The sequence below is a fragment of the Priestia sp. HNGD-A6 genome (genome assembly GCF_045784335.1).
Taxonomy (GTDB): Bacteria; Bacillota; Bacilli; order Bacillales; family Bacillaceae_H; genus Priestia; species Priestia zanthoxyli.
Map to the genome: position 1 here is coordinate 1180271 of NZ_CP138621.1, position 24080 is coordinate 1204350.

20 protein-coding genes are annotated in these 24080 nt (G+C 38.1%); 5 read left to right on the plus strand and 15 right to left on the minus strand.

Annotated features, from left to right (window positions below):
- Complete coding sequence (locus tag SCI76_RS06085) at positions 1–453, minus strand: MarR family winged helix-turn-helix transcriptional regulator (protein WP_013056339.1); 453 nt, start codon at positions 451–453, stop codon at positions 1–3.
- Positions 454–566: 113 nt separating this feature from the next.
- Between SCI76_RS06085 and SCI76_RS06090 the strand changes: the two genes are divergently transcribed.
- Positions 567–1214, plus strand: a complete 648-nt coding sequence (locus tag SCI76_RS06090) for a YitT family protein (RefSeq protein WP_048018592.1) — start codon at positions 567–569, stop codon at positions 1212–1214.
- Positions 1215–1309: 95 nt separating this feature from the next.
- Here the strand turns inward: SCI76_RS06090 and SCI76_RS06095 are convergent, their stop codons facing one another.
- The 3 genes from SCI76_RS06095 to SCI76_RS06105 all read right to left on the minus strand — a co-directional run bounded on the left by SCI76_RS06095 (position 1310) and on the right by SCI76_RS06105 (position 3288).
- Positions 1310–2071: a class I SAM-dependent methyltransferase gene (locus SCI76_RS06095; RefSeq protein WP_407545090.1), complete on the minus strand. Its 762-nt coding sequence runs from the start codon at positions 2069–2071 to the stop codon at positions 1310–1312.
- Positions 2072–2214: 143 nt separating this feature from the next.
- Entirely contained in the window at positions 2215–2664 is a 450-nt protein-coding gene (locus SCI76_RS06100) for a GNAT family N-acetyltransferase (protein ID WP_063246945.1), read from the minus strand.
- 51 nt (positions 2665–2715) lie between these two features.
- Complete coding sequence (locus SCI76_RS06105) at positions 2716–3288, minus strand: GNAT family N-acetyltransferase (protein WP_275211351.1); 573 nt, start codon at positions 3286–3288, stop codon at positions 2716–2718.
- A gap of 285 nt (positions 3289–3573) precedes the next feature.
- Between SCI76_RS06105 and SCI76_RS06110 the strand changes: the two genes are divergently transcribed.
- Positions 3574–4320 carry a uridine phosphorylase gene (locus tag SCI76_RS06110; protein ID WP_048018588.1) on the plus strand — a complete coding sequence of 249 codons (747 nt, stop codon included), beginning with the start codon at positions 3574–3576 and terminating at the stop codon, positions 4318–4320.
- A 244-nt stretch (positions 4321–4564) separates the two neighbouring features.
- Here the strand turns inward: SCI76_RS06110 and SCI76_RS06115 are convergent, their stop codons facing one another.
- On the minus strand, positions 4565–5833 hold the full coding sequence (locus SCI76_RS06115; protein ID WP_168760539.1) for a nitrate/nitrite transporter: 1269 nt from the start codon (positions 5831–5833) through the stop codon (positions 4565–4567).
- Between the two features lie 422 nt (positions 5834–6255).
- Here SCI76_RS06115 and SCI76_RS06120 point away from each other — a divergent pair, with 422 nt between their 5' ends.
- On the plus strand, positions 6256–7332 hold the full coding sequence (locus SCI76_RS06120; protein ID WP_255900213.1) for a cyanophycinase: 1077 nt from the start codon (positions 6256–6258) through the stop codon (positions 7330–7332).
- A gap of 74 nt (positions 7333–7406) precedes the next feature.
- Here SCI76_RS06120 and SCI76_RS06125 read toward each other — a convergent pair whose 3' ends face one another.
- The 4 genes from SCI76_RS06125 to SCI76_RS06140 all read right to left on the minus strand — a co-directional run bounded on the left by SCI76_RS06125 (position 7407) and on the right by SCI76_RS06140 (position 14980).
- Positions 7407–9452, minus strand: a complete 2046-nt coding sequence (locus SCI76_RS06125) for a sigma 54-interacting transcriptional regulator (protein WP_063246942.1) — start codon at positions 9450–9452, stop codon at positions 7407–7409.
- A gap of 219 nt (positions 9453–9671) precedes the next feature.
- Positions 9672–12242 (minus strand): cyanophycinase, encoded by a 2571-nt coding sequence (locus SCI76_RS06130; RefSeq protein WP_407545091.1) that lies wholly within the window; start codon positions 12240–12242, stop codon positions 9672–9674.
- A 93-nt stretch (positions 12243–12335) separates the two neighbouring features.
- Complete coding sequence (gene iadA, locus SCI76_RS06135; RefSeq protein WP_063246940.1) at positions 12336–13508, minus strand: beta-aspartyl-peptidase; 1173 nt, start codon at positions 13506–13508, stop codon at positions 12336–12338.
- Between the two features lie 50 nt (positions 13509–13558).
- Positions 13559–14980, minus strand: coding sequence for a YfcC family protein (locus tag SCI76_RS06140; RefSeq protein ID WP_060747556.1), 1422 nt, complete (start codon positions 14978–14980; stop codon positions 13559–13561).
- Positions 14981–15413: 433 nt separating this feature from the next.
- Between SCI76_RS06140 and SCI76_RS06145 the strand changes: the two genes are divergently transcribed.
- Both SCI76_RS06145 and SCI76_RS06150 read left to right on the plus strand, forming a co-directional pair.
- Positions 15414–16484 (plus strand): isocitrate/isopropylmalate dehydrogenase family protein, encoded by a 1071-nt coding sequence (locus SCI76_RS06145; RefSeq protein ID WP_063246939.1) that lies wholly within the window; start codon positions 15414–15416, stop codon positions 16482–16484.
- Between the two features lie 39 nt (positions 16485–16523).
- Positions 16524–17462, plus strand: a complete 939-nt coding sequence (locus SCI76_RS06150; RefSeq protein WP_275211355.1) for a nucleoside hydrolase — start codon at positions 16524–16526, stop codon at positions 17460–17462.
- Between the two features lie 80 nt (positions 17463–17542).
- Here the strand turns inward: SCI76_RS06150 and SCI76_RS06155 are convergent, their stop codons facing one another.
- The 6 genes from SCI76_RS06155 to hutH form a co-directional block, all read right to left on the minus strand.
- Entirely contained in the window at positions 17543–17707 is a 165-nt protein-coding gene (locus SCI76_RS06155; protein ID WP_168760527.1) for a hypothetical protein, read from the minus strand.
- 3 nt (positions 17708–17710) lie between these two features.
- Positions 17711–18142, minus strand: coding sequence for a MarR family winged helix-turn-helix transcriptional regulator (locus tag SCI76_RS06160; protein WP_063246937.1), 432 nt, complete (start codon positions 18140–18142; stop codon positions 17711–17713).
- A gap of 196 nt (positions 18143–18338) precedes the next feature.
- Positions 18339–19322: an agmatinase family protein gene (locus tag SCI76_RS06165; RefSeq protein ID WP_275211356.1), complete on the minus strand. Its 984-nt coding sequence runs from the start codon at positions 19320–19322 to the stop codon at positions 18339–18341.
- Positions 19297–20586 carry an imidazolonepropionase gene (gene hutI / locus SCI76_RS06170; protein ID WP_060747552.1) on the minus strand — a complete coding sequence of 430 codons (1290 nt, stop codon included), beginning with the start codon at positions 20584–20586 and terminating at the stop codon, positions 19297–19299. Before hutI ends, SCI76_RS06165 begins: the two co-directional genes overlap by 26 nt.
- Before the next feature lie 16 nt (positions 20587–20602).
- Positions 20603–22264, minus strand: a complete 1662-nt coding sequence (gene hutU, locus SCI76_RS06175) for a urocanate hydratase (RefSeq protein WP_063246935.1) — start codon at positions 22262–22264, stop codon at positions 20603–20605.
- Positions 22265–22313: 49 nt separating this feature from the next.
- Positions 22314–23825, minus strand: coding sequence for a histidine ammonia-lyase (gene hutH / locus SCI76_RS06180; RefSeq protein WP_063246934.1), 1512 nt, complete (start codon positions 23823–23825; stop codon positions 22314–22316).
- Positions 23826–24080 lie beyond the last annotated feature (255 nt).

A 24080-nucleotide genomic window follows, 5' to 3' on the forward strand; every position in this document is an offset into this window, starting at 1 on the left:
TCAATAATTTCTCTTGTTTCCTTTTTTGACAAACTCCCAGTCTGTTTCGATATTTTTTCTTACTCTTTGAACTAGCTTAAGAATGGTATCTGCTTCTTCCTGGGTAAAACCTTCTAATGCCACTTTATCCGAATAATCATTTTCTCTTTTTATAAACGGGTATACGTTCTTCCCTTTTTCAGTAGGAAAAAGGTTTTTATTTTTTTTATTATGGAGATCATCTTTCTTTTCAATAAAACCATTCATTTCAAGCTTTTTTATAGCCCGAGCCGCTGTTGTGCGATCTACTTTTATCATTTCAGCTAACTTTTCCTGAATGATTCCTGGATTTTCACATATTCGCACCAAATACAAATACTGCCCTTTTGTCAGGTCATATTCTTTAAATTCTATATTACTAATTGAATCCAGTGCTCTTGCTATCATGCCAATTTCACGCAGAATTTCACTCATAAAATATCTCCTTTATACATGTTTTTGTTGCAAATACAATAAAAATAATCTACATTTAATGTATCTCAAAATAGTTGCATTTGCAACGAAAAATAACAAAAAGGATGATGACAGTGAAGTATGTGGTTTATACAGGAGGAATTTTACTATTAACTCTTGGAATTGCTTTGACGATACAATCTAACATAGGAGCTTCACCTTTTGATGCACTGTTGGTTGGACTGTCACTAAACGTAGGTTTTAGCGTTGGAAGCTGGGAGATTATACTTGCCTGTATTTTAATTTGTGGTAATTCTCTTTTAAGCAAACAAAAGCCAGAAATACTGGGACTGTTAACGGCATTCATAACAGGTCTTGGTATCGATATATGGCTTTTTTTCTTAAAGAATTGGATTACGTTCGAAAGTTGGTACAGCAAAGTATGTTGTTTCGGAATCGGTTTAATCATTATAGGAGTAGGAACCTCAGCCTATTTACATACAAATTTTGCACCTATTCCAATTGATCGCTTAACATTAATCATACAAAAACTAGCTAAAACCAATTTATTTCTTTCAAGAACATTTATTTACCTCACATTCTTACTAGCCGCAATATTTTTAAACGGACCAATTGGTGTTGGAACGTTATTAACCGTGTGTTTAGGCGGCGTGCTGCTTAATTTCTTTATGCCCATTACTCAAAAAGCAGTAGACTGCATTTTAACAAACTCTCGTATATCACAAAATCATACTAAAGATCATAAACGCTCCATTACATAACTGAAATAGAACGTTTATGTAAAATCATCATTCACATACAAAAATCGGATCTCCAGTTAGAGATCCGATTTTTATATGTGATTAGTTTACACTATTTATTTTGCCTCAGCTTTAATAATAAAACGATGTTGTTTTGCATCAAAGAAACCTTTAGACTGTATAATTCTATGTATGTTATACAACCCTTTGATATATGTTTCTACATCAAAATTAGGAACTTGCCAAGGAATTGCTTTTAGATAAAAAACTAGCGCCCCGATATCATAAAATCTCTGCACAGGAAATTCTTCTTTGCAAAAGATGATGTTAAAAGAATTTTGTTTAAGCTCTTCTATTGCTTTCTTTAAATTCCAATTAGAAAACTCTTTATTTAGTGGAACCCCTATACACTCATTGATTCGCGAACAGTCTAACCCTCCCACTTGCTGAGTGAAAAACGTGCCTTCCTTGGACAAAATCCTTCTTACTTCCGAAGCACAAAAAGATTCATGTTGGTTCAAAATTAAATCAAATGTATCATCTTTAAACGGTAAATTTGCTTCTTCATTTCGTTCAACAACTGTGACACCAAGTGGCTCTAATCGTTTTTTAGCAATTGGAACGTTAGGTTTGTATCCTTCGGTAGCATACATAACGCGAGGAAAAGGTTGTAACAAAGATAAAAATTCTCCTCCTCCTGTTCCCATATCTAAAGCAGCATTAGAGTTTTGAATAAGGTGGCAAGCTTCACTTCCATATGACCACGAAAGCATGCCGCTATCCATACGACCAGTACGAGTAATAATAGAAAAATCCCATTCAGTAAAATCAACATGTGTATTGTTTACAGCGTTTAAAAAATGTTTGTCCGTTATCATATTAAACTCCTCCTTTTATAGCTAGCATTAATCATCTATCCTAAACTAGTAAAAGGCGGACCACGAACATACAGGCAGCGTTGTTATGTTTCATGTGCTAACGTATTCACACTAACCGCTCCTTTATTAAAATTACGTATGATTCATTTGTTTGTCCATTCATATGTAATATCAGGTAATTTTTCTTCGTTTTCACATCCTCTTTTTATAATACTGAAGCCGTGTTTCTCGTAAAACCTTTGGGCGTTTTTATTTCGTTCAAATGTACGTAATATTAATTTTCCATTTGATTCTGCTTTGGCTCTTTCAAGCAATCGCTGTCCGATTCCTCTCCCTTGATAATCTATATGAATGTACAGCTGGCTAATTTCGTCAGCCTTATAAGCAATCATTCCTACTATTTGTTTATCTATTAACGCTAATTCAACTTTATAGTGTGCTGACAATATATGATCTAAAAAATAAACATGACGGTCAAAACTGTGCATTTCCTTTTGTCCAATCGCTTTTTCTTTACTATCTCTCCACATTTTTACCGTTGCCTCAGCAAATTGTGGATGATAGTGAACAATATCAACATTAAAATGGGCCATACATTTTCCCCTTATCTGTCATTGTGCTATTCGTATTTTTAATAACTATGTCTAGATATTCTCTTCATGTGGTTGAAGCCTGTCAAAATCTTGTTTTAATAAAGAGTACATGTACAAATCATCAAATTTTCCACACGCAAATTCATAGCTTCTTAATAGGCCTTCTTTTATAAAACCGTGCTTTTTTATTAATTTTTGTGAAGCAGCATTAGCAGGCTCTATCAAAGCTTCGATTCTCCGCAAATTAAAATGTGTAAACCCATATTTTATGACCGCGCCGAATGCCTCATTAGCAATTCCATTTCCCCAATAGTCTCTGGCTAATTCATAACCAATTTCCGTACGGTAATGGTCATGAACTCGATTAAGAAACCCGCAGCTGCCAATAATGTCGTCTTGTTCTTTAAGAGTAATGCCCCATCTTATTCCAGATCTTTTGTTTAAGATTGATTTATACCATGAAATCTCATTTAAAGCATCTTCAACCGCTGTAAAAGGCTCTAAACCGTAGTGCTTCATTACTTCTTTATCGGATAAATATTTTAAAATATTGCTTGCGTCTTCTGCTACAATTTCCCTTAGTACAAGTCTTTTTGTTTTAATGACAGGAAAATGATGTGACACCTGTAATTCCCTCCTCTTATCCATTCATTAACTGGACGGATCTTTTCTCACAGCTTTATCTAATTTAAATAATGGTTAGTAAAAAAGTTCTTTTATTATTAGTGAATTCCTTTTTTAGTCATAAATATTTGTCGAAAAACAAGCAAAAAAGCACGCAATTCTTCATTTCTAAATCAGAACCGTCATTTATTTTGTATTTGTTCGTTTTAAAAATTAAAGGAATAAAAGATAGAAATGAAGAATTCTTCTCCAACTAGTCTAAATGTAAAAAGTAAGGAGAACGATATGAAACTGTACGGAGATTTTGAAAAAGAAGATTGGCTAAACGTATTAAAGCTATCAGAAAAAGAGCTGCCTAATGCATTTATTATTCATGGTGAGTGGGGATTCCAAGATAATCTAAGCTTATGGAAAGAGATTTTATCTACCAATGTTCATATGCCTAAATGGAACACGGTGATAGGTAAGTTCAAAAACAGAAATATAGGGTTTGCGAATGTGTACGGCAGCCCAATGGCATCAAACATCGTACATCAATTTGCCGGCAGCGGAACCGACTTATTTATTCAAACGGGATATTTTGGAGGCTTATCTTCCACTATACAATATGGAGATATTTTAATTGTATCTGCAGCACAAATGCAAGACGGCGTATCGCACTGGTATTTACCAGACCAAACGCTTGTAGAAGCTGACAAAGAGCTAGTGGAAGCCGCCTGCAGATATTGTGAACAAAAAGGCTACAGCTATATTAAAGGACATGTGGTCAGTATGGGTGCCATGCTTATGGAGACGCATAATATGGTAAAAGAATGGTCACTTGCAGATTTTCTCGGCGTGGATATGGAGACAGCTACCACTTTAGCGATTGCTCATAAATTCAACAAGCGCGCTGTGGGCTTGTTGAATTTATCAGACCACCTTCTTCACGGCGATACTCTATATTCGTATACAAAGGACAGAGAGTTAATAGAAAGTGAAACTGATAAAGCCATTCGCGATGTGGCTCTTTATTTAAGTAGTAAATTCTAATAGCGTGCTGTCTTATAAAAATTTTTGTATTATTGATATGAGTAAAATCTATTTGGAGTAGAATGCTCATTTATACTATTGTTTTTAGAAGTATAGCTTTATATGACTCTGAAGAAATGGGGTAGACTAAAAAAGATAACCACTTATAAAAGCGATTATCTTCTGGCTGCTTGAAAGTATAAAAATGAACCTTATAATAAATATACGAATTTTTCTGTACTGTAAATGCGACAGTCATTGTGAATTAAGAAGCATGCAGCACCTTCTGCTCCTTTTTTCCTTTTTCTTTAATTAGTAAGACACCTAACAACCCCATCATTGAAAACAAAATGGGAATCATAAAAGCATAATGATAGCCCACGTGCAGCGAGCGTTCAGGGAATAAATCAAGGACATTTCCGAAAATACTAGGTAATAATACGGCGCTTAAAAAGCCTCCCATATTAGCAAAACCTGATACAACTCCTACTTCTTTTACTGAAAAAGATTGACGTACTACGGCAAATGTCAAAGCGCTTGCTCCGTTTCCAAATCCGATGATAAAAAGTAAAATAACGACTAGCATGAATGAAGGTTTCACTCCCGTTAATAATAATCCTGTCCAGCTAAGCACCACAATAAGATGGACGAGTGAATAGATTTTTTTAATGGAGTTTAACCTGCTTGATATCCAGCTAATTAAAGGTCCGCCAATCATAGCGCCAAACAAACCATACATAATAAGCTGACTTGCATCAGCGCGAGATAAATGAAACACATTCATGCCATAAGGAACTCCCCAAGAGCCAATAAAACCTATATATGTACCTACTACACCAAAATGACAAAGAAATGTTGCCCATGCTTGACGAGTCGTCATTACCCTTTTTAGGATCGCCCATACGCTTTCTTGAGTCTTAACAGAGGCTTTATTTGCTTTAGCATCATCTACAAATAATCGTTTAGGTTTTATAACTAAAACGACATAAAGCAAATAAGATACCGCGATTAAAACTAGACCTATACTAAGAAAAGGAACCCTCCAGCCTGAAAAGGAGATCCACATAGATAAAGGTACGGTAGCTGATAATGACCCCACACTTCCTACCAGCCCAATTAAACCTAAAAGCTTTACAAACTCATTTCCCTTAAACCACTGACTTAAAATTAACACTAAATTGACAAAAATCATGGAGTCTCCCGTACCGACTAGTAAACGAGAGAAAATTAACACATACTCGTTGGGAGATGTGCTGTAGATAAGACTTCCTATCCCCGTTAAAAGCGACCCTATAATCAAAAATCGATTGGGACCGTATCGGTCAGAAAGTAAACCAATAGGAATCTGAAGACCTGCATATGCTAAAAATTGTATACTAGTCATTAATCCTATAACAGACGCTGAAACGTGAAAATCTTTCATTAACTGTTCTGTAATAAGTCCAGGGGCTGTTCGTTGACTGACAATCAAATAATACGCTAATAAAGCGGTTCCAAAAACAACCCATCTGTAGCTACTTTCCTGTTTGTTCATTTTGACAGATCCTCTCATGTATAATTTTTCTGCGTAGAAATGCTGGTGGAAAACGGTTAAGAGATGAAGACATTGATAGAATGAAGGTCTGTTTAATAAATAAGTCGCTATTGCGAACAGCTCTTCTTTTTATCCTTGTTTTTCCTTTCTATTATAATTTTAAGTTTTTAAAGGTTATTTTTCAATGAGGATGGACTTTTAAAATATATCCTTTACTATTTCCCTTTCACTATTAGGCATCAAAGTTAGAGTTCTTCTTGTCATTTTTGGTTATAAAGCAATTCAATAAGAACCCATCAAGAACCTATATCACCCGTGTTTTTTTCAAAAGACCTCTTTTTTCACAGCTTTTCAGCTGTTTAATAAGTTGGTATAAAACTTGCATGTTCATCTATGAACACTTACTAAAGGAGGAGAACTTTATGAAAAGAGTTAAACGTAAGAAAAGTATTAAAAAACAGGTCATTACTGGTGCTGTTCTCGCAGCATCTCTTTTACTGCCCATTTCAGCTTCTGCTGCATCTGCACCTTACACACTTTATCAAGTCGGAAGTACTGCAGACAAAGCGACTAGTACAAGCTTCGGACAAGTCTATATGGGCGGAAGCACCGATGTAGATGAAGCATTCAAATGGATGATTCAAAAGGCAAACGGCGGAGATTTCTTGGTTATAAGAGCGACGGGTACTGACGCCTATAATTCATATATCTATGACCTTGCCAAAAGCATAGGTAAGCCCCTTAACTCTGTTAGCACAATTGTTGTTGATGATTTAATAAGAGCAGGTTCAGACTCTTCTTTAATTGACAAAATTAACAAAGCAGAAGGCATCTTTTTTGCTGGAGGCAATCAAGCTGATTACGTAGATTTCTTAAAAGGATCGCCAGCTCTTACAGCCTTAAATAATCGTATTAATCAAGGCATTCCTTTTGGAGGAACGAGTGCCGGCACCATGATTCAAGGTGATCACGTTTATGACTCTATCTCAGCAGGCTCTACAACTTTAGATTCGAAAACAGCGCTAAACAATCCCTATAGTTCTCTTATTTCTTTTACAGATTATTTGATTCAAACCCCGCATAATAATAACATTCAAACAGACACTCATTTTGAACAACGAGATAGAATGGGACGCTTTTTAACATTTCTTGCACGTAATATTCAAGACGGAGAAGAAACTGGAACAAGCGCCAAAGGAATTGCTGTTAATGAACAGTCAGCGCTTCTAGTAGAAAAAGATGGTTCAGCTAAAGTAGTAACACAGCCAGGCTCTACAAACGCAGCTGTTTATCTAGCTAAAACGAATAAGGCGCCTACTACTTGTATAAGCGGTCAGCCGCTGACGTTTAATAATATTTCTATCTATAAACTATTTAATGGCAGCACTTTTAATCTTTCCACTTGGACAGGTTCTGGAGGATTAGCTTATACTTTAAACGTAAACAGCGGTGTTATTACTTCTTCTACAGGAAAAGTTTACGGCGGAAATCAGCCGTAAACGCCAAGTCTATGACGACACTATTTTATAGAAAAGGGAAACTTGATTAGTGAAGTTTCCCTTTCTTCCGTATATTAAGGATTGACTAAGTGCTGTTTTGTTTTTAAATGATATAGATAATGCAGTCCTTTTTCTGTTATTTTCGTTCCTGCTCTGCCTCTGCGTTTTATAATATACTCTTTTTCTTCTAGTACATCCAAACGATTTCTCACCTGCTGTTCTGTAAGAGTAAAGCCTTTTAAATGCTGTGTAATCCACTTTCTGCTTGCTGCTTTTCCTGTATCATTACACTGCTTTATCGTTTCTAACAGAGCGTGATTTTCTTGAAGTTCGATCAAGTCAACCGATTCATTTTCAATTTCATGTAAAGTATGCTCCTCCTTTTGACTACTAAGCCTATACTCTACGTCTTTTGCTTTCACTTCGTTTTCATCACAGACAGTAAGCAAATACTCGATGACTCCTTTTAATTCTCTTATGTTTCCTAGCCATTCATATTCGATAAGCAGCTTCATCGCTTCTGGATGGATATGCGTCCACGTTTTTGATTTAGAAATAAAATGATGAATCAGTAAAGGAATATCGGTTCTTCTATATCTTAAAGGAGGAATCGTTAAAGATAATACATGTAAACGATAGTACAGATCTTCTCGAAACAGACCTTCTTTCATTTTATGTAGTAAATTGTTGTGAGTGGCTGCTATGATTCTTACATTAATCGGAATGACTCTTGTACCTCCTACCCGCCTAATTTCTTTTTCTTGAAGCACCCTTAAAAGCTGAGTTTGTAAACGCGGGCTGATATCACCAATTTCATCTAGAAAGATTGTACCTTTATCAGCGCTCTCAAACAGCCCTTTTTTGCCGCCTTTCTGCGCTCCTGTAAAGCTGGCTTCTTCGTACCCAAACAGCTCACTTTCTAGTAATGTATCGGTCATGGCACTGCAATTCACGGCAAGAAACGGTCCGTTTTTACGTGTAGAATGATTATGGATAGCCTGAGCAAACAGCTCTTTTCCTGTACCGGTTTCTCCTTGAATTAAAATAGGGTACTCAGTAACCGCCATTTTCCGGGAAATTTCAATCGTTTTAAGCAAAGCTGGGTGTTCTCCGATAATATCTTGATAATTATACTTAGCAGAAAAGCCGTTTTTTCTAAGTTCTGACTGCGCTTTTCCTTCTATTTCAACAGCTTGATTCACACTTTTAAACGTTGCTACCGTAGTATTGCTTTCCTGAATCATAGACTTATAGATAACCATTTCGTATCCGTTTACGTTAAAGTACTGACTTTTCTCGTCGGACGATGTAATAAACTCCACAAGGCCTTCGTTAGAAATGACATGTTGAATTTCACAATCTACAACATCAGAAGAAGATAGCTGAAACAATGATTCTAACCTTTTATTAAATAACGTAATTCTTTTATTGAAATCCACGGCTAGGATCCCATCTTCTACTACATTTACAACACTCTTTACATGGAGGTGAAGTTCTTTCATTTGCCCTTCTGCTTCTATTAGCTTTTTTTGCAGCTCAATAATATTTCGTAAATAGCGATCCCAAATAATTGAATGATTAGACTGATTAAAACCAAATGATTTTATAAGTTCAAAAATGGTCGCCATATCAAAAAGCCTAACGCCTATATCAATTACATGTTTTACATATGGCGGACATAAGTGAATCTCACCTGGAGAAACAGCAACTTCTACACCTTCGTAATAGGTCTTTTGCTTTTTAAAAGGAATAAACTGAACATGATTAATACCTACTTGATAGAGAGATTCTATTAATTTAAGAGTTTCTTTATCGTCATCATTTACAATTAATACTTTTGTATGGGCAGGGATTTGCAGCAATTCATTTATATATTTATGGTGAATTGTTCTATTTCCTACAATTTCATGTGCATGCTGAACGTCTAATCTGTCCTTCATTTCGTGCTTTATACTCTCTGATGAGTAGAGTACAACATCGCCATCAATTTCACCCGGTAATTCTTCGTCAATCGCAAAGCATTCAATAAAAATGCAATCGTCTAGCAGCTCTTTTAATTGATCGTGCAAAATGATTCTAGTTTGCTTGCTTCCTGTTATTAAAACTAATTTCTTTTTCATCGTATGAACACCTTTCTACAGGCCTTTAAATTTGCTTGCCTTCAGAGATTAGTCTTGGGATACTGTACCTATCATTTTATACGTTGCCCTCCATTTCATCTAGCGGACGTTTGTCCCTATTGTAAATAAAAATAAGTAGAAAAAAGTGCCTCCGCTTTAATAGGTGGAGGCACAATATGCTAAAGTGCTAGATGCATTGAATTACTGTCTGTTCTCTTTTTATTTAATAGCTACTTTTATTGGTTTGATATCTAAGGCTACCTTTACAATGGAATAATCGTCTTTTTGACCGTCTGTATAAGCCCAATACCCATTGCTTTCGGGGCTTTTTCGGAAGGTAAGCTCAAATCCTTTGTTTTGGTTAAACGCATAGCTCTTTATTTCTTTGCTCTGAGCGTTATCAATAAGATCGTAAGCTAAAAACTTTCTTAATACACCGTGTGGAGAGAAAAGACCTGTATTTGGTCCAACCTTTTCACTGTAGTATTCATTTTTTCTAGTAGACGTTTTAGCTGGGTTTATGACGATTTCTTTTGTTGTGATATTTACTTTATCGCCTGGAGTAATACAAGAGATAACAATATTTTTGTAATCACTCGGAAATTTGTCATTTGTCTGTACCTTCGCTAAGTCAACTAGCGTAATACCGCCTCTTCCCACAACTTCCATTTGTTTTTCTTTATTATTTACCACCATAGCAGTATCTTCATCGATGCCGTATGAAAGCTGATTTTTATTTCCTTTTTCATATGCTGTTGCAATAAGCCGTCCCAATCTTGCTTTGTTATCAAAATGCTGATCTACAAGACCGTATTGGAAGAAGCCAAGGCCTTTTTCTAAATAAGCAGGCCCTTGTTCTTGCTGAGTCATATCATCATAGGTGTCTGTAAACCCGTACGAAAGAGCTCCGTAGCTATCTCCGCCAGCGAGCATAGTATTACTCATAATTGCAGCTCCGGCGCTCGTACCGCCAAGTACTGCTCCCTTTTTATACGTATCCCATATAGCTTGTAAGACTTTTGAGTCTGAACCATTTTCATTACGCAAAGAGCCCGTAATCATCGTCTGATCTCCTCCTACAAACCAAATGCCTGTTAGCCCTTTAACTTTTTGCGCTAGTTTTTCATTGTTCATATTTAGTTTCCAACTCGACTCGTTTTCAGAAGTTCCTTTAAAGTCATGGTTTGAAATAGGTAAAATTTCTATATTTTCTGCCTTCACTCCGTATTTAACTAAATCGCCTTTAAACTGATTAGAGGAATCGAACTTAGTACTCGCTGCAGGCACAATTCCTATTTTGGCTTGTTTTCCTCCTGCAAGATCAATAAACTTGTTATACACGCTTGAATTGCTGCTGCCAAGCGCTCCGCCTGCAATTAAAAGATTACCTTTGATCGAATCGTATGCAGGACTTTCAGATGAAGAAAAAGTAGATTTTTTATACGTTAAACTAGTTTTTTTATCCGGCTGGAATTTGACGGTTTTGGGCGTAATATCCATTCTTACATTTACAATGGAATAGTCATCTTTTTGTCCGTCAGTATATCTCCAGTAGCCGTTTGTGTCATTATCCTTTTGGAAAGCAATTTCGTAACCAGACCCTCTACTGTCATAAACATAGCTGCTAGCAGATTTCATCGATTTATTGTCAACAAAAGAATAGGATAAATAAGCCTTTAATCTTCCATAGGGTGTAAAAACACCCGTAGCAGACAGCGCGTTAAAGGAATTATATTCAAACCCCTTTGTTTCTACTTTATCTTTTGGAAATTCAAATGACTTTAAATGAAAGTTAATTTTATCTCCAGGAGATAAGTAACTGACTTTTATGTTCTCTAAGCCTGAACGCGCTTTTTGCTTAGATGTATAGCTTGAAGCTGATTTTAGCTTAGCTTCGCTCATATCCAAGACAGCTACTCCGCTTCGTCCAACAACTTCAATTTTTTGATCTTTATTATTAACAACCATAGCTGTATCTTCATCCACACCGTATGCAAAGTTTTTTTCTTTCTCACGTTCAGCATTATACGCAGCTACTGCAAGTCGCCCAAGTCGTGCTCGTTCATCCATATGCTGATCGATTATGCCATGTTGGAAAAAACCCAGCCCCTTTTGAACTGATAAAGGCTCGTACTCTTTTTTCTCATCTTCCCCTCCATTTACATGCTTATTTGCCTTGTTTCCTATACTTTCTTTTAAAGCTCCTAGACTGTCTCCCCCCGTAATCATGACGTCACTCATAATTGCAGCTCCTGCACTTGTACCTCCGATAACTGCTCCCTTACGATATATATCCCAGATAGCTTTTAACGCTTCAGAATCGTTTCCATTATTTTCACGAAGGGAATCCACAATTTTTGTTTGGTCTCCTCCAACAAACCAAACTGCCGTTAGTCCTTTAATCGTACGGGATAACTTCTTGTCGTTCACTTGATTCTTCCAAGTCGATTCATCTTTTTGTGTGTCAGAAAAATCGTGATTGGAAACGGGAAGAATTTGAATAGAATCTGAGTTTACTCCGTATTTCACGAGGTCTTCCTTAAACTTTTCAGAAGACTGCAGCGTTGTGCTAGCAGCTGGAATAATCCCTACTTTGGCTTTTTCTTTTCCCCCAGCAAGCAAGAGAAATTTTTCATATATATCGTGATTGGATGTTCCTACACCTCCGCCCGCAATAACAAGGCTGCCTTTAATGCCCTCAGTATTTTCTTGTGCTTTTGCAAGCAGGGGTGTACTCAACGAAGAAAGTAATGTAAAGCTGATGAGACATGAAACCAGTTTCTTTTTCATTTGAAAGATCCTTTCCACGCAAATTTTAATACCCTTCTCTAATTAGCTCGTATCCTTTCCGCGATACTTTCGATAAATGATATCTAAAACCTGTTATTCAAACGTTCCTTTCACAACAGGGACACCGTCTTTTACCATTACTTTACCTTGAGCAAAAACCGTTTTAATTGTTAGCGTCTCTTTGTCTAAAAGGACTAAATCTGCATCTTTTCCGGGTTGAATATGCCCTTTATTGGACAGTTTTAATACTTTGGCAGGATTAGAAGTAATGACTTGAAGAGCTGTTTCTAACGGTACTGATTCCTCTAATACTGCATCTCGTACTTCTTGAAATAAAGAAGACACTTTTCCAACTTGAAGACCTTTATAATCTCCGTTATCATCAAAAAACGGCAGGCTCGCGTTTCCATCGGATGAAAACGTAATGCTGTCAATCGCCACTTTCTCTTCCAGCATGATGCGTAACCCTTTGCTGCACTTAACTTCGCCTTCTTCTAAAAAGTGAGGGATCGTGCTAGTCGTAAAATCTACATATCCGCCTCGCTTTGCAAATTGAATTCCTTCTTTAAACAGCTCTTCATTTCTATTAATATGTGTAGGGTGAAACTGACGAATTGGCAGGTCTGTTTTATCTGCGATTTTATTCAATAAAGATAATTTTCGTTCTCCGTCTCCTACGTGAATCTCTAATATTCCGGCTTTCCCTGATAAAATCCCTCCATTGCGGGCAGCGGAAGCCACCTTCACCAGTTCTTCAAATGTCGGTTCAGAAGAACGGTGGTCGGAAATGGCAATTTCACCTACTCCGATAATTTTATCAATTAAAATAAGATCTTCTTCAATGCTATTAGTTAACGTTTTTACCGGTATTTGATAGGAACCTGTGTGAATGAAGCAGCTAATCCCTTCTTCTTCTAACCCTCTTGCTTTGGCCAGAAGGTTTTCCATTCTTCTTGTTGTACCGTCTGTTCCAAGTACACCTACAATAGTTGTAACACCGGCAGTCGTTGCATCGGTTAACATTAGTTCAGGAGTGCGTGTTTTATATCCACCTTCTCCTCCTCCGCCAATAATATGAACATGTGAGTCAATGAAGCCTGGAGCTATAATGTGATTAGCGGCATCTACAACATCAATAGGAATGGACGTATTTACATGATCAATACAATCTTTTATAAGGATGATTTTGCTGTCTGCAAGCAATATATCTTTTTTTCCTAAGTGCTGTGGTGCATATACTTCTGCGTTTTTGATTAAGGTTAACAACTTCTATTCCTCCTAGTAAGCTCAACTTACAAATTACATTTTTCTATCTCTTAAAATGGCCCGTAATTGATAAAATAAGCAATCACAACGGCTATTAGACCAATCACATATTGAATAAGGACTAACGGCAAAACCCATTTTGCCCACTTTGTCCATGAAATTCCCGCAATTGCTAAGCCAGCCATTAATGTTCCAGCCGTCGGGAAAATAATGTTTCCGATGCCGTCTGCAAAAGAAAAAGATAATACTGCCGTTTGTCGCGTAATATCAAGCAAATCTGCAAGCGGCGTCATGATTGGCATCGTCAGCATCGCATGACCCGTTCCAGATGCTAAAATAAGATGAATCAGCGCTTGGAAGTTGTAGATTCCGATGACGCTTAAATATCCCGGAATATGTTGAATCGCTCCAGATACTTGATGAAGCATAGGGTCTACAATATGACCTTCATTTAAAACAACAAGAACTGCGCGAGAAACTCCGATAACAAGCGCTCCTCCAACCAGTGCTGCTGCCCCGTTTGTAAACGACTTAACCGTATTTTCAACAGAGAGTCTTCCAATAATCCCAATCACAACTGTCAAAATCACAAACAGAGAAGCAATTTCAGTAATGTACCACTTATACTTAATAACGCCAAAAGCAAGAATTACATAGTTAACAAGAAATGCTGCCATAATCCATTTATGCTTTCTAGTTAACTTCGCATCAGAATTTAAAAGTTTATGTGCATTAGTTATGCTGTATTTTCCGTATGTTCCTATAGAAGGACTTCTTTTCACTTTCATCGCATATCGGTAGACAAACCATACTGAAACAGCGTAAACAACTACGAATAAGATGAGACGAAAGCCCATTCCAGAAAACATAGGAAGCTCTGCTACTCCTTGTGCAACACCTACTGTAAATGGATTCATAACGGCCGTAGTAAAACCAGCTGATGCTCCAATTAACACAATAGCAGTCCCTGTTAATGCGTCGAACCCAAGAGCAAGTGCCAGCGGAATTAAAAGAGGAATATAGGCTAGCGTTTCTTCCGCCATTCCCATTAAAGATCCTCCTACCGCAAAAAATAGCATCATAACAGGAATTAATAGCTTTTCTCGGGTAGCAAGCTTTTTAGCCATCGTTGTAATTAATACATCTACTGTACCCGTAGCACTTAGTACACCAAAGAAACCGCCGATAATTAATACAAAAAAGATAATGTCGGCTCCTTCTACCATTCCTGTATGTATCGCTTTGACCATATCAAAGAATCCAACTGGTGTAGAATCAATCCATTTAAACGATTGAGGATCTACCGTTGTTCTCCCGTCTACTTCTACACGCGCATATTCTCCAGCTGGCAAGATATACGTTAAAATGGTAGCAATCACAAGAAAGCCTAACAATAAAGCAAAAACGTTTATTTTCCTCTCTTTTTTCCGTACTTGATTTAATGAACTCATTTCCTTTTGCGGTTCACTCATTCTTCTTCTCCCCTTCATTGTGAAATAATAGCTTTAGACAAACCTCTCTTTCTTTAAAAGCAGCTTCCTTATCTGCGACTATATATTGCTCCTTTCTTTTGTATTCCTCATATATAGTACAAGCAATTTTCGTGCCAACGTAGAACCGTTTAATTTTCTGAATTATGATATAATTAAATCGTGTTTTAGGTGTTAATTGGGTGCTTTAAAAAAATTAACACCGCCAATTAAGATGTTGGTTGATAGAAAATTTGGAGCACGAAGCATTAGCTAGTTCTTTTTTAAAAAGCTGCAAAAAGAAAGATAAAAGAATTTAATCTATAAACATAAAAAAATACTATTTTATTATTGTCTTTTCTTTAAGTAGATTAATACTATAAACCTTCAATCTATTTATAAAAGCATTGCGCATAATGAAAGGGTGTTCAAAACAATGACTGTTTATCGTTTCGGGGTATTGGCCGGTGATGGCATCGGGCCGGAGATTGTCGATGCCGCAGTTAAGGTAGTTAAAACTGCTTCTTGCAAAGCAGGAGTAAAAATGGAATGGATTTATCTGCCTATGGGATGGGAAGGAATTAAACAATATAACGATCCTCTTCCAGAAGTAACGATAGATGCTTTAAAACATACGCATGGATGGATACTTGGCCCGCATGATTCTGTGGCTTACCCTCTTGAACACAAAGAAAAGCGTAATCCTAGCGGAGAGCTTCGTCACAGTTTAGATCTTTACGCAAATATTCGCCCTGCTAAAACAATGCCAGGTATTAAAAGCGTCGTGAAAGAAGCCGATTTAGTGATCGTCCGAGAAAATACAGAAGGATTTTATGCCGATCGTAATATGTATTCTGGACACGGGGAATGGCAGATTACAAAAGACGTTGTGGTGACATCGGGGGTATTTACGCGAAAAGCCGTAGAAAGAATTGCACATGAAGCTTTTGCATTGGCTATGCAGCGTCGTAAAAAAGTAACAATCGTACATAAAGCAAATGTTTTAAGATTAAGTACCGGACTATTTCTAAACGTTTGTCGAGAAATAGCTGAGCAATATCCTGAAGTAAAAGTGGACGACTACCATATCGATGCCATGGCTGCTCATCTCGTACGTCGTGCAGCCGATTTTGATGTCATTGTGACAGAAAACATGTACGGTGATATTCTTTCAGATTTAGCAGGCGAGCTTGTAGGAAGCTTAGGATTAGCCCCTTCTCTTAATGCAAATGAACATATCGCTATGGCACAAGCAGCTCATGGTTCTGCGCCAGATATCGCAGGTTTGAACATAGCAAACCCAACCGGTATTATTTCTTCAGCAGCCATGCTACTGAAATGGTTGGCTGAAAAACATGCTGATCACAAACTTACAGAAGTGGCTGCTACAGTAGAACACGCATTTTATCAAACGCTCCAAGCTGAAGTGAAAACGAAAGATTTAGGGGGACATGCCTCTACGTCGGAGTTTACAGAAGCTATTTTAGAAAAAATAAAATCCATGTAAAATTAACAGCAATTTATCCATTCTATAGAGGTGATCATAATGAAAAAAAGAAAGATTATTATGGACTGTGATCCAGGTCATGATGATGCTATTGCTATTATTTTGGCTGCCGCACGACCGGAATTAGATATTTTAGCGATTACAACTGTTTCAGGAAACGCAGAAATTGAAAAAACGACGATGAATGCTTTGAAAGTGTGTGATTTAGTATCGTTACATAACGTGATTGTTTCAAAAGGAGCAAGCGAACCAATGATGCGCAGACGTGAAAACGCGCCTAGTATACACGGGGATTCAGGATTAGACGGCCCTGAGTTCCCTCCTCTCTCTCGCAGCTGGAGCGAAGAACACGGAGTAGATACTATTATACGAATGGTCAAAGAGTCAGAAGATCCCGTTACGCTTTTGCCTACCGGTCCTTTAACGAACATTGCTTTAGCTTTAATAAAAGCTCCAGAAATTAAAGAAAACATTGAAGAGATTATCCTTATGGGCGGCGGAACCTTCGGGAACTGGACGCCAACGGCTGAGTTCAACATTTGGGCAGATCCAGAAGCGGCTAAAAAAGTGTTTGATAGCGGTATTTCACTCGTAGTAATGGGGTTAGATATTACGCATCAAGCCGTTGCAACAGATAATGTTATTAACCAAGTGATGAACATTGATAATAACGTAGCAAAAAAGGTGGGTGAATTATTAGCGTTTTTTAAATCTGCCTATAAAGAAACGTTTGGATTTAATGGCCCTCCTGTTCACGATGTATTGACCGTTGCTTACTGTGTAGCTCCAGAACTATTTACGCTCAAAGAAGTTAATATTGTAGTAGAAACACGCGGAGAATACACGGCTGGAACGACTTCAGTTGATTTGCTTGGAGTTACAGGAAGGACAGCAAATGCGAAGTTTGGTTTAATCCTTGATGCAGATGGTTTTTGGGATTTAATGATTGAGGCTCTTAACACATATTCGGCTTCGTAATGTTCATCTAGAAGATAGGTAAGATCAGCACCAGAACGTCGAGTTCGCAACTCGGTGGTGCTGACTTACTTTTATTCATACTATCTAGCTGTTTTTTTCGCTTTTTGATTGAGCATTACAGTAATGATTGAAGCAACAATAACACCTGTAATCAAACAGTTGGATATATCTTTATAAATTACTCCCATTACTGTCCCGCCTATAACGCCTACACTAATAAGTGAAATTCGTTCTCTTTGACTCATGATTTATCCCTCCATCTTTTTTAACAAAACATTTAATTTATGAAGAGCAAACTGCAGGTCTAATTGCTCTTCTTCATTTAACTTCGCAAGATTTGTATGAAAATTACTATAAATCCCTCTCCACTTTTCCTCTTGAATACTTTTTCCCTTAGATGTTAATGAGACTAAAACTGCACGCTTGTCTCGCGAATCGGGCATTTTGATTAAATATCCTTCATTTTCTAATTCACTGATAACATTCGTTAACTGTTGTTTGGCAATATTTAATCCATTACTAATTTCCTTAATATTCAAATCTCTTTTTTTCATATACATGAATTCAACTACGTGATTTTGTAAATGTGTTAATTTCACTTCATTCTTGTTTAAGTTCTTGAAGTTTTCAAATAAAACCGGTATTAAAGCGATATATTCCTTAGCCAGTTTTTCCTCCATAAGATACTCACCTTCTTTAGTAAAAATATTATTACTAATTTTAAATAAAAACAATATAAATAGTTTATTTTAGTAAAAATATATTTACTAAAATCCATACACACTTCTAAAGTTATGTTATCTTGCTCTAAAAAAAGTTTATTAATCCTATGTAAGCAGCTATTTAACGATAAAAAAAGCAAGGAATTATACTCCCTTACTTTCTGTTTACAACTCCCGTTAAAAAATTCAAAAATACATGTACGCCTGCTTTTACAGTTATTTCTTTTACATCACGCAGCGGATCTAGACAAACGATATCCATTGCTTGAACAAGCGGATGACTCCCAGCCGTGTATACCGCTTCAAACAATTCCTCCGTTCTCATTCCCCCTGTGGTTCCTGCTGGAACTCCAGGTGCGTAAGCAATATCTAACACGTCCATATCAACGGTTAAATAGATCATGTCTACTTCTTTGCTCAGCTGTTTTAGTACTTCTTTCACCGTATGAGTTACTCCCGCTTTTCTTGCTTGCAGTAGCGTTACATAATGAACGCCTTTGCTATCCGCATATTCCTTTAACGATTTTGAGTTGTAAAACCCGTGAAGCCCAATATTCCATACATGAGTTGCATCAATTGTGTTGCTTTCAATTAAATTTCGTATGGGTGTTCCGTTAGAAGGGCCATTGTCTTCTAAGCTTCGTAAGTCAAAGTGCGTATCAAACTGTAAAATTCCTATTTTCTGTTCGGGATGTGACTCTTTCCATCCTTTTACTAACATAGCTGTAATGGAGTGGTCTCCTCCGAGCATAACAGGCAGCGCATGCGGATGACATTTCCGCATAGACATCATCGCTTCTTTTATATACTGATGAGACTTCTCTATATCCGTTACGTGCTGTTTGACGTCACCTAAATCCAACACTGACAAGGAAGTCAAATCCGTATCATACTCAATATGATACGGATTAAAGGATTTCCAGAGTTTCCTCATGGCCATTGGCGTCTCACTGGCTCCCGAAGCGCTAATGGAGGATCTTGAAAGAGGCACGCCCAAAACCGTAATATCTATCGATGTAAAGTCGACTTTGCACCCATCTTCAACTGTCTGAATCCAATCACTTACTTTTGGGTCAGAAGTACTTTGACGCTGCCAGCAAAAAGGCGGTCGATCAAGCTGTGGGTACGGATAGTTCATGTAAAACACCGCCTTCAACCACAACTTTCCCATCTTTTAATACCGTGTCTACAAGATTTACGGCATAGTTATACTGCAGCGTTTGGTAATTGGGCGCATCAAATAGCACTACATCGGCTTTTTTACCTACTTCAATACTTCCGATTTGATTCTCTTTGCCAATGGCATGAGCCGCGTTGATCGTACAGGCTGTTAAAACTTCTGCTGGCGTCATTTTCATCGTTAAACAAGCTAAATTCATAATAAACGGCAGCGATTCCGTAGGAGAAGACCCTGGGTTTCGATCTGTAGACAAAGCAACCGGTACCCCTGCTTCGATCATTTTTCTAGCACGCGCCGGCTCTTCCATTAAAAAGAATGCAGTACCCGGCAATAGAACGGCTATAACTCCGCTTTCAGCCATTTGCTTAATTCCTTGATCGGATGCTTTTAATAAATGATCCGCAGACACAGCTCCCACTTTAGCCGCTAATTCTGCCCCGCCAAAAGACACAATTTCATCGGCGTGGATTTTAGGTTTTAGTCCGTATGCTTTTCCAGCTTGTAAAATACGCTCTGACTGTTCAACTGTAAACACGCCTTCTTCACAAAATACATCACAAAACTCCGCTAGCTCTTCTTTTGCAACAATTGGTATCATTTCTTCAATAACGTGTTGAACAAACGCATCTTCATTTCCTTTGTACTCAACTGGCACCGCATGAGCTCCCATAAAGGTTGAAACAACATCTACTGGATGCTGTTCATTCAGTTTCTTCGCTACTTTTAATTGTTTGATTTCATCTTTAAGATTTAAACCGTACCCGCTTTTGGCTTCGACAGTTGTAACTCCGTACTGCAGAAATTTATTTAAACGTTTTGTAGATTGCTTGATTAGCTCCTCTTCTGTTGCTTGTCGTGTACTAACGGTTGTTTGTAAAATTCCTCCTCCCGCTTTTAAAATATCAATATACTTTGCCCCGTTTAAGCGCATTTCTAATTCTTTTTCACGACTGCCTCCAAACACAAGGTGAGTGTGGGGGTCAATTAACCCAGGCGTTACGATTTTTCCTTCGGCATCAATTATATTAATAGGTTCATGGATATGCTCAAGGTATTCCTGCGCTTTGACGTCAGGTCCAACAAATACAATTCTTCCATTTTTCACGAGTACGCTGCCATTTTCAATGATTCCTAGAGCTGACATTTCTTCCTCTCGTCTAGGCTGACTTCCGCCTTTAACCGTAATGACTTGTTCAGCGCATTTGATATACGTAATAGTCATACGTATCCCTCCTTTTTTATTCATGTAACGCAGGAATTTGTATCCCTTTTTCTTTTGCAGTTTGAATGGCCTTATCATAGCCGGCGTCTACATGACGAACAACACCCATGCCAGGGTCTGTTGTTAAAACACGTTTTAGACGTTTGGCGGCATCTTCTGTCCCGTCTGCTACTACAACCATTCCAGCGTGCAGAGAATACCCCATACCTACTCCTCCTCCGTGGTGAACGGATACCCAGCTTGCGCCTGCTGCCGTATTGACTAATGCATTTAAAATAGGCCAGTCTGCTACTGCATCACTGCCATCTTTCATTGCTTCAGTTTCACGATTTGGCGAAGCCACAGAACCGGCATCTAGATGATCTCTGCCAATAACGATAGGCGCTGACAGCTCTCCGTTTGCTACCATGTCATTAATAATTTTTCCAAAGCGCGCTCTTTCTCCGTAGCCTAGCCAGCAGATACGCGCCGGCAACCCTTGAAACTCAATTTTTTCTCTCGCCATTTTAATCCAGTTGCAAAGATGCGTATTATCCGAAAACTCACGTAAAATGACTTCATCTGTTTTATAAATATCTTCTGGGTTTCCTGACAAAGCGACCCACCTGAACGGTCCTTTTCCTTCACAGAACTGCGGACGGATGTACGCTGGGACAAATCCCGGGAAATCAAATGCATTCGCGACACCTTCATCGAGCGCCACTTGGCGAATATTATTGCCATAGTCAAAAGCAACCGCGCCTTTTCTTTGCATCTCTAACATGGCTTGAACGTGAATAGCCATACTTGCTTTTGATTGTTTTATATATTCATTTGGATTTGTATTCCGCAATTTTTCTCCTTCTGCTAAGCTGACTCCAATCGGCAAATATCCGTTAAGCGGATCATGTGCCGATGTTTGATCTGTCACAATATCTGGGATAAATCCTCGCTTTATCATTTCAGGAAGAATCTCGGCTGCATTTCCAACTAATCCAATGGACAGCGCTTTGCCCAATCTTTTTGCATCTTCAGCTAACTTGATTGCATCAGCTACGCTTTCGACTACCGTATCGCAATACTTTGTTTCGATACGTTTTTCAATACGCGTGCGATCAACATCAATTCCAATGACAACGCCGCCTGCCATCGTAACGGCTAGTGGTTGTGCACCTCCCATTCCTCCTAATCCAGCTGTTAACGTAATGGTTCCTTTCAAAGTTCCGTTAAAATGCTGGTTGGCACACTCAGCAAATGTTTCATACGTTCCTTGAACAATGCCTTGGCTTCCGATATAAATCCAGCTTCCTGCAGTCATTTGCCCGTACATCATTAACCCTTTTTTATCGAGCTCATGGAACGTCTCCCAATTCGCAAAAGCAGGAACAAGATTTGAATTTGCTAATAAAACACGCGGCGCATCACTGTGCGTTTTAAAAACCGCAACCGGCTTGCCGGACTGTATGAGAAGCGTTTCATCTTCTTCTAATTCTTTTAACGTATCTACAATACGATTGAACGCCTCCCAGTTACGGGCTGCTTTTCCGATCCCTCCGTATACGACTAACTTTTCCGGATGCTCTGCTACTTCGGAATCTAAATTGTTTAGAAGCATGCGAAGAGCGGCTTCTTGTACCCAGCCTTTTGTCGTTAGTTCTGTTCCACGAGGTGCTTTTATTCCACTTTGTTTTGTCTCCATTTCGTTTTCCTCCTCTATAAAAATGAAAAACTGTTAAACTAACTTTTTATTACAGTGCTAGTTCATAATTCGTATCTTGCACAAAAGTTTTGAAATCAGCTGCTAACGCCTCAATATCACGTGAGAAAATTCGATCTTTCATAATGGTTGGTACGGTTTTTCTAATTCTTGAATAAATTTTTCTTGTTTCTGAAGCAAGTTTATCCACTCCTTGAATATCGGCTGCTTGAGCCGCACAAATTGCTTCGATTGATAGAACTCTTCTTGTATTTTGGATAATTTGATAAGCATGACGTGCAGCAGTCGTTCCCATGCTGACATGGTCTTCTTGATTCGCTGAAGATGGGATAGAATCAACACTTGATGGATGCGCTAATACTTTATTTTCGGAAACTAATGAAGCCGCAGCGTATTGAGTAATCATGAGCCCGGACTCTAGACCTGGATCTGCACTTAAAAATGCGGGCAGCCCGCTAAGCTGAGGGTTTACTATTCGTTCAATGCGCCGTTCAGAAATATTCCCAAGCTCCGCCATTGCAATTCCTAGAAAATCCATAGCAAACGCAATGGGCTGTCCGTGAAAATTCCCTCCAGAAATTACTTTGCCGCTGTCAGCAAAGATGAGCGGGTTATCAGTTGCTGAATTAATCTCAATTAACAGCTTTTCTTTTACATAATTTAAAACTTGATAAATAGCACCATGAACTTGAGGAATGCAGCGCAGTGAATAAGCATCTTGCACTCTTATTTGACCTTGAGAAGTAGTTAATTGACTGCCTTCTAAGTACGAAAGAATTCGGGCAGCTACCTGCTGTTGTTCCGGGTAAGGTCTTACTGCATGTGACTCAGGCATGAATGCTTCTACAATACCTTGCAGACCTTCTAATGTCAGTGCTGCAATTCCGTCAGCAAGATCAGCGAGCTTTTGAGCTTCAAGGTACGAAACTACTCCTACAGCCGTCATTGCCTGAGTGCCGTTGATCAAAGCTAGCCCTTCTTTTGCCTGTAATTGTATAGGTTCAAGCCCTGCTAGCTTTAAAGCATCTTCTCCTTGCATTCGCTGACCATTATATACAGCTTCTCCTTCTCCAACTAGCAGCAGCGCTAGATGTGATAACGGGGCTAAGTCACCGCTAGCTCCAAGCGAACCTTGACTCGGGATAACCGGTACTACGTTTTGGTTTAAGCAATCGATAAGAAGCTGCAAGGTTTCCAGTCGTATTCCGGAATACCCTTTAGCTAATGCGTTCGCTCGTAAAAGCAGCATGACTCTGCTTACTTCTAACGAAAATGCCTCTCCTAGTCCGCAGGCATGACTGCGAATCAGGTTAATCTGCAGATCGGCTAAGTCTGTTTTTGAAATAACCGTATCACTAAACTTTCCAAATCCCGTATTCACTCCGTAAATTACGTTGTTGTTCGTAATGCTCTCTTCAACTAACGTTCTGCTTTTTTGTATATGTTCAACTGCGTGATCGCTAATTTTCACGGAGTATCCTTGGTAAATAACTTTGTAAATTTGGTCGAACGTCAGTGAATTTCCATCAATTTGAATAAACATCATACCCGCTCCCTTGTTAAACTGTAGACTGCCTTTTCTTTTTGAACACAAAAAGGGGCTATATCAAAGAGGAAACAAGCTCCTTTTGATATAGCCCCCTATAAACTAACCTACTTACACTATGGGCTTTTATTAATAATCAGTATTTCACTTATACATACAATCGCTAAATGACTAAATCACTATACACTTTAAGCTGTACAACTTAAAGCAACTAGGGTACCTACACTAAGTATTACGCTGAATTAATCATTT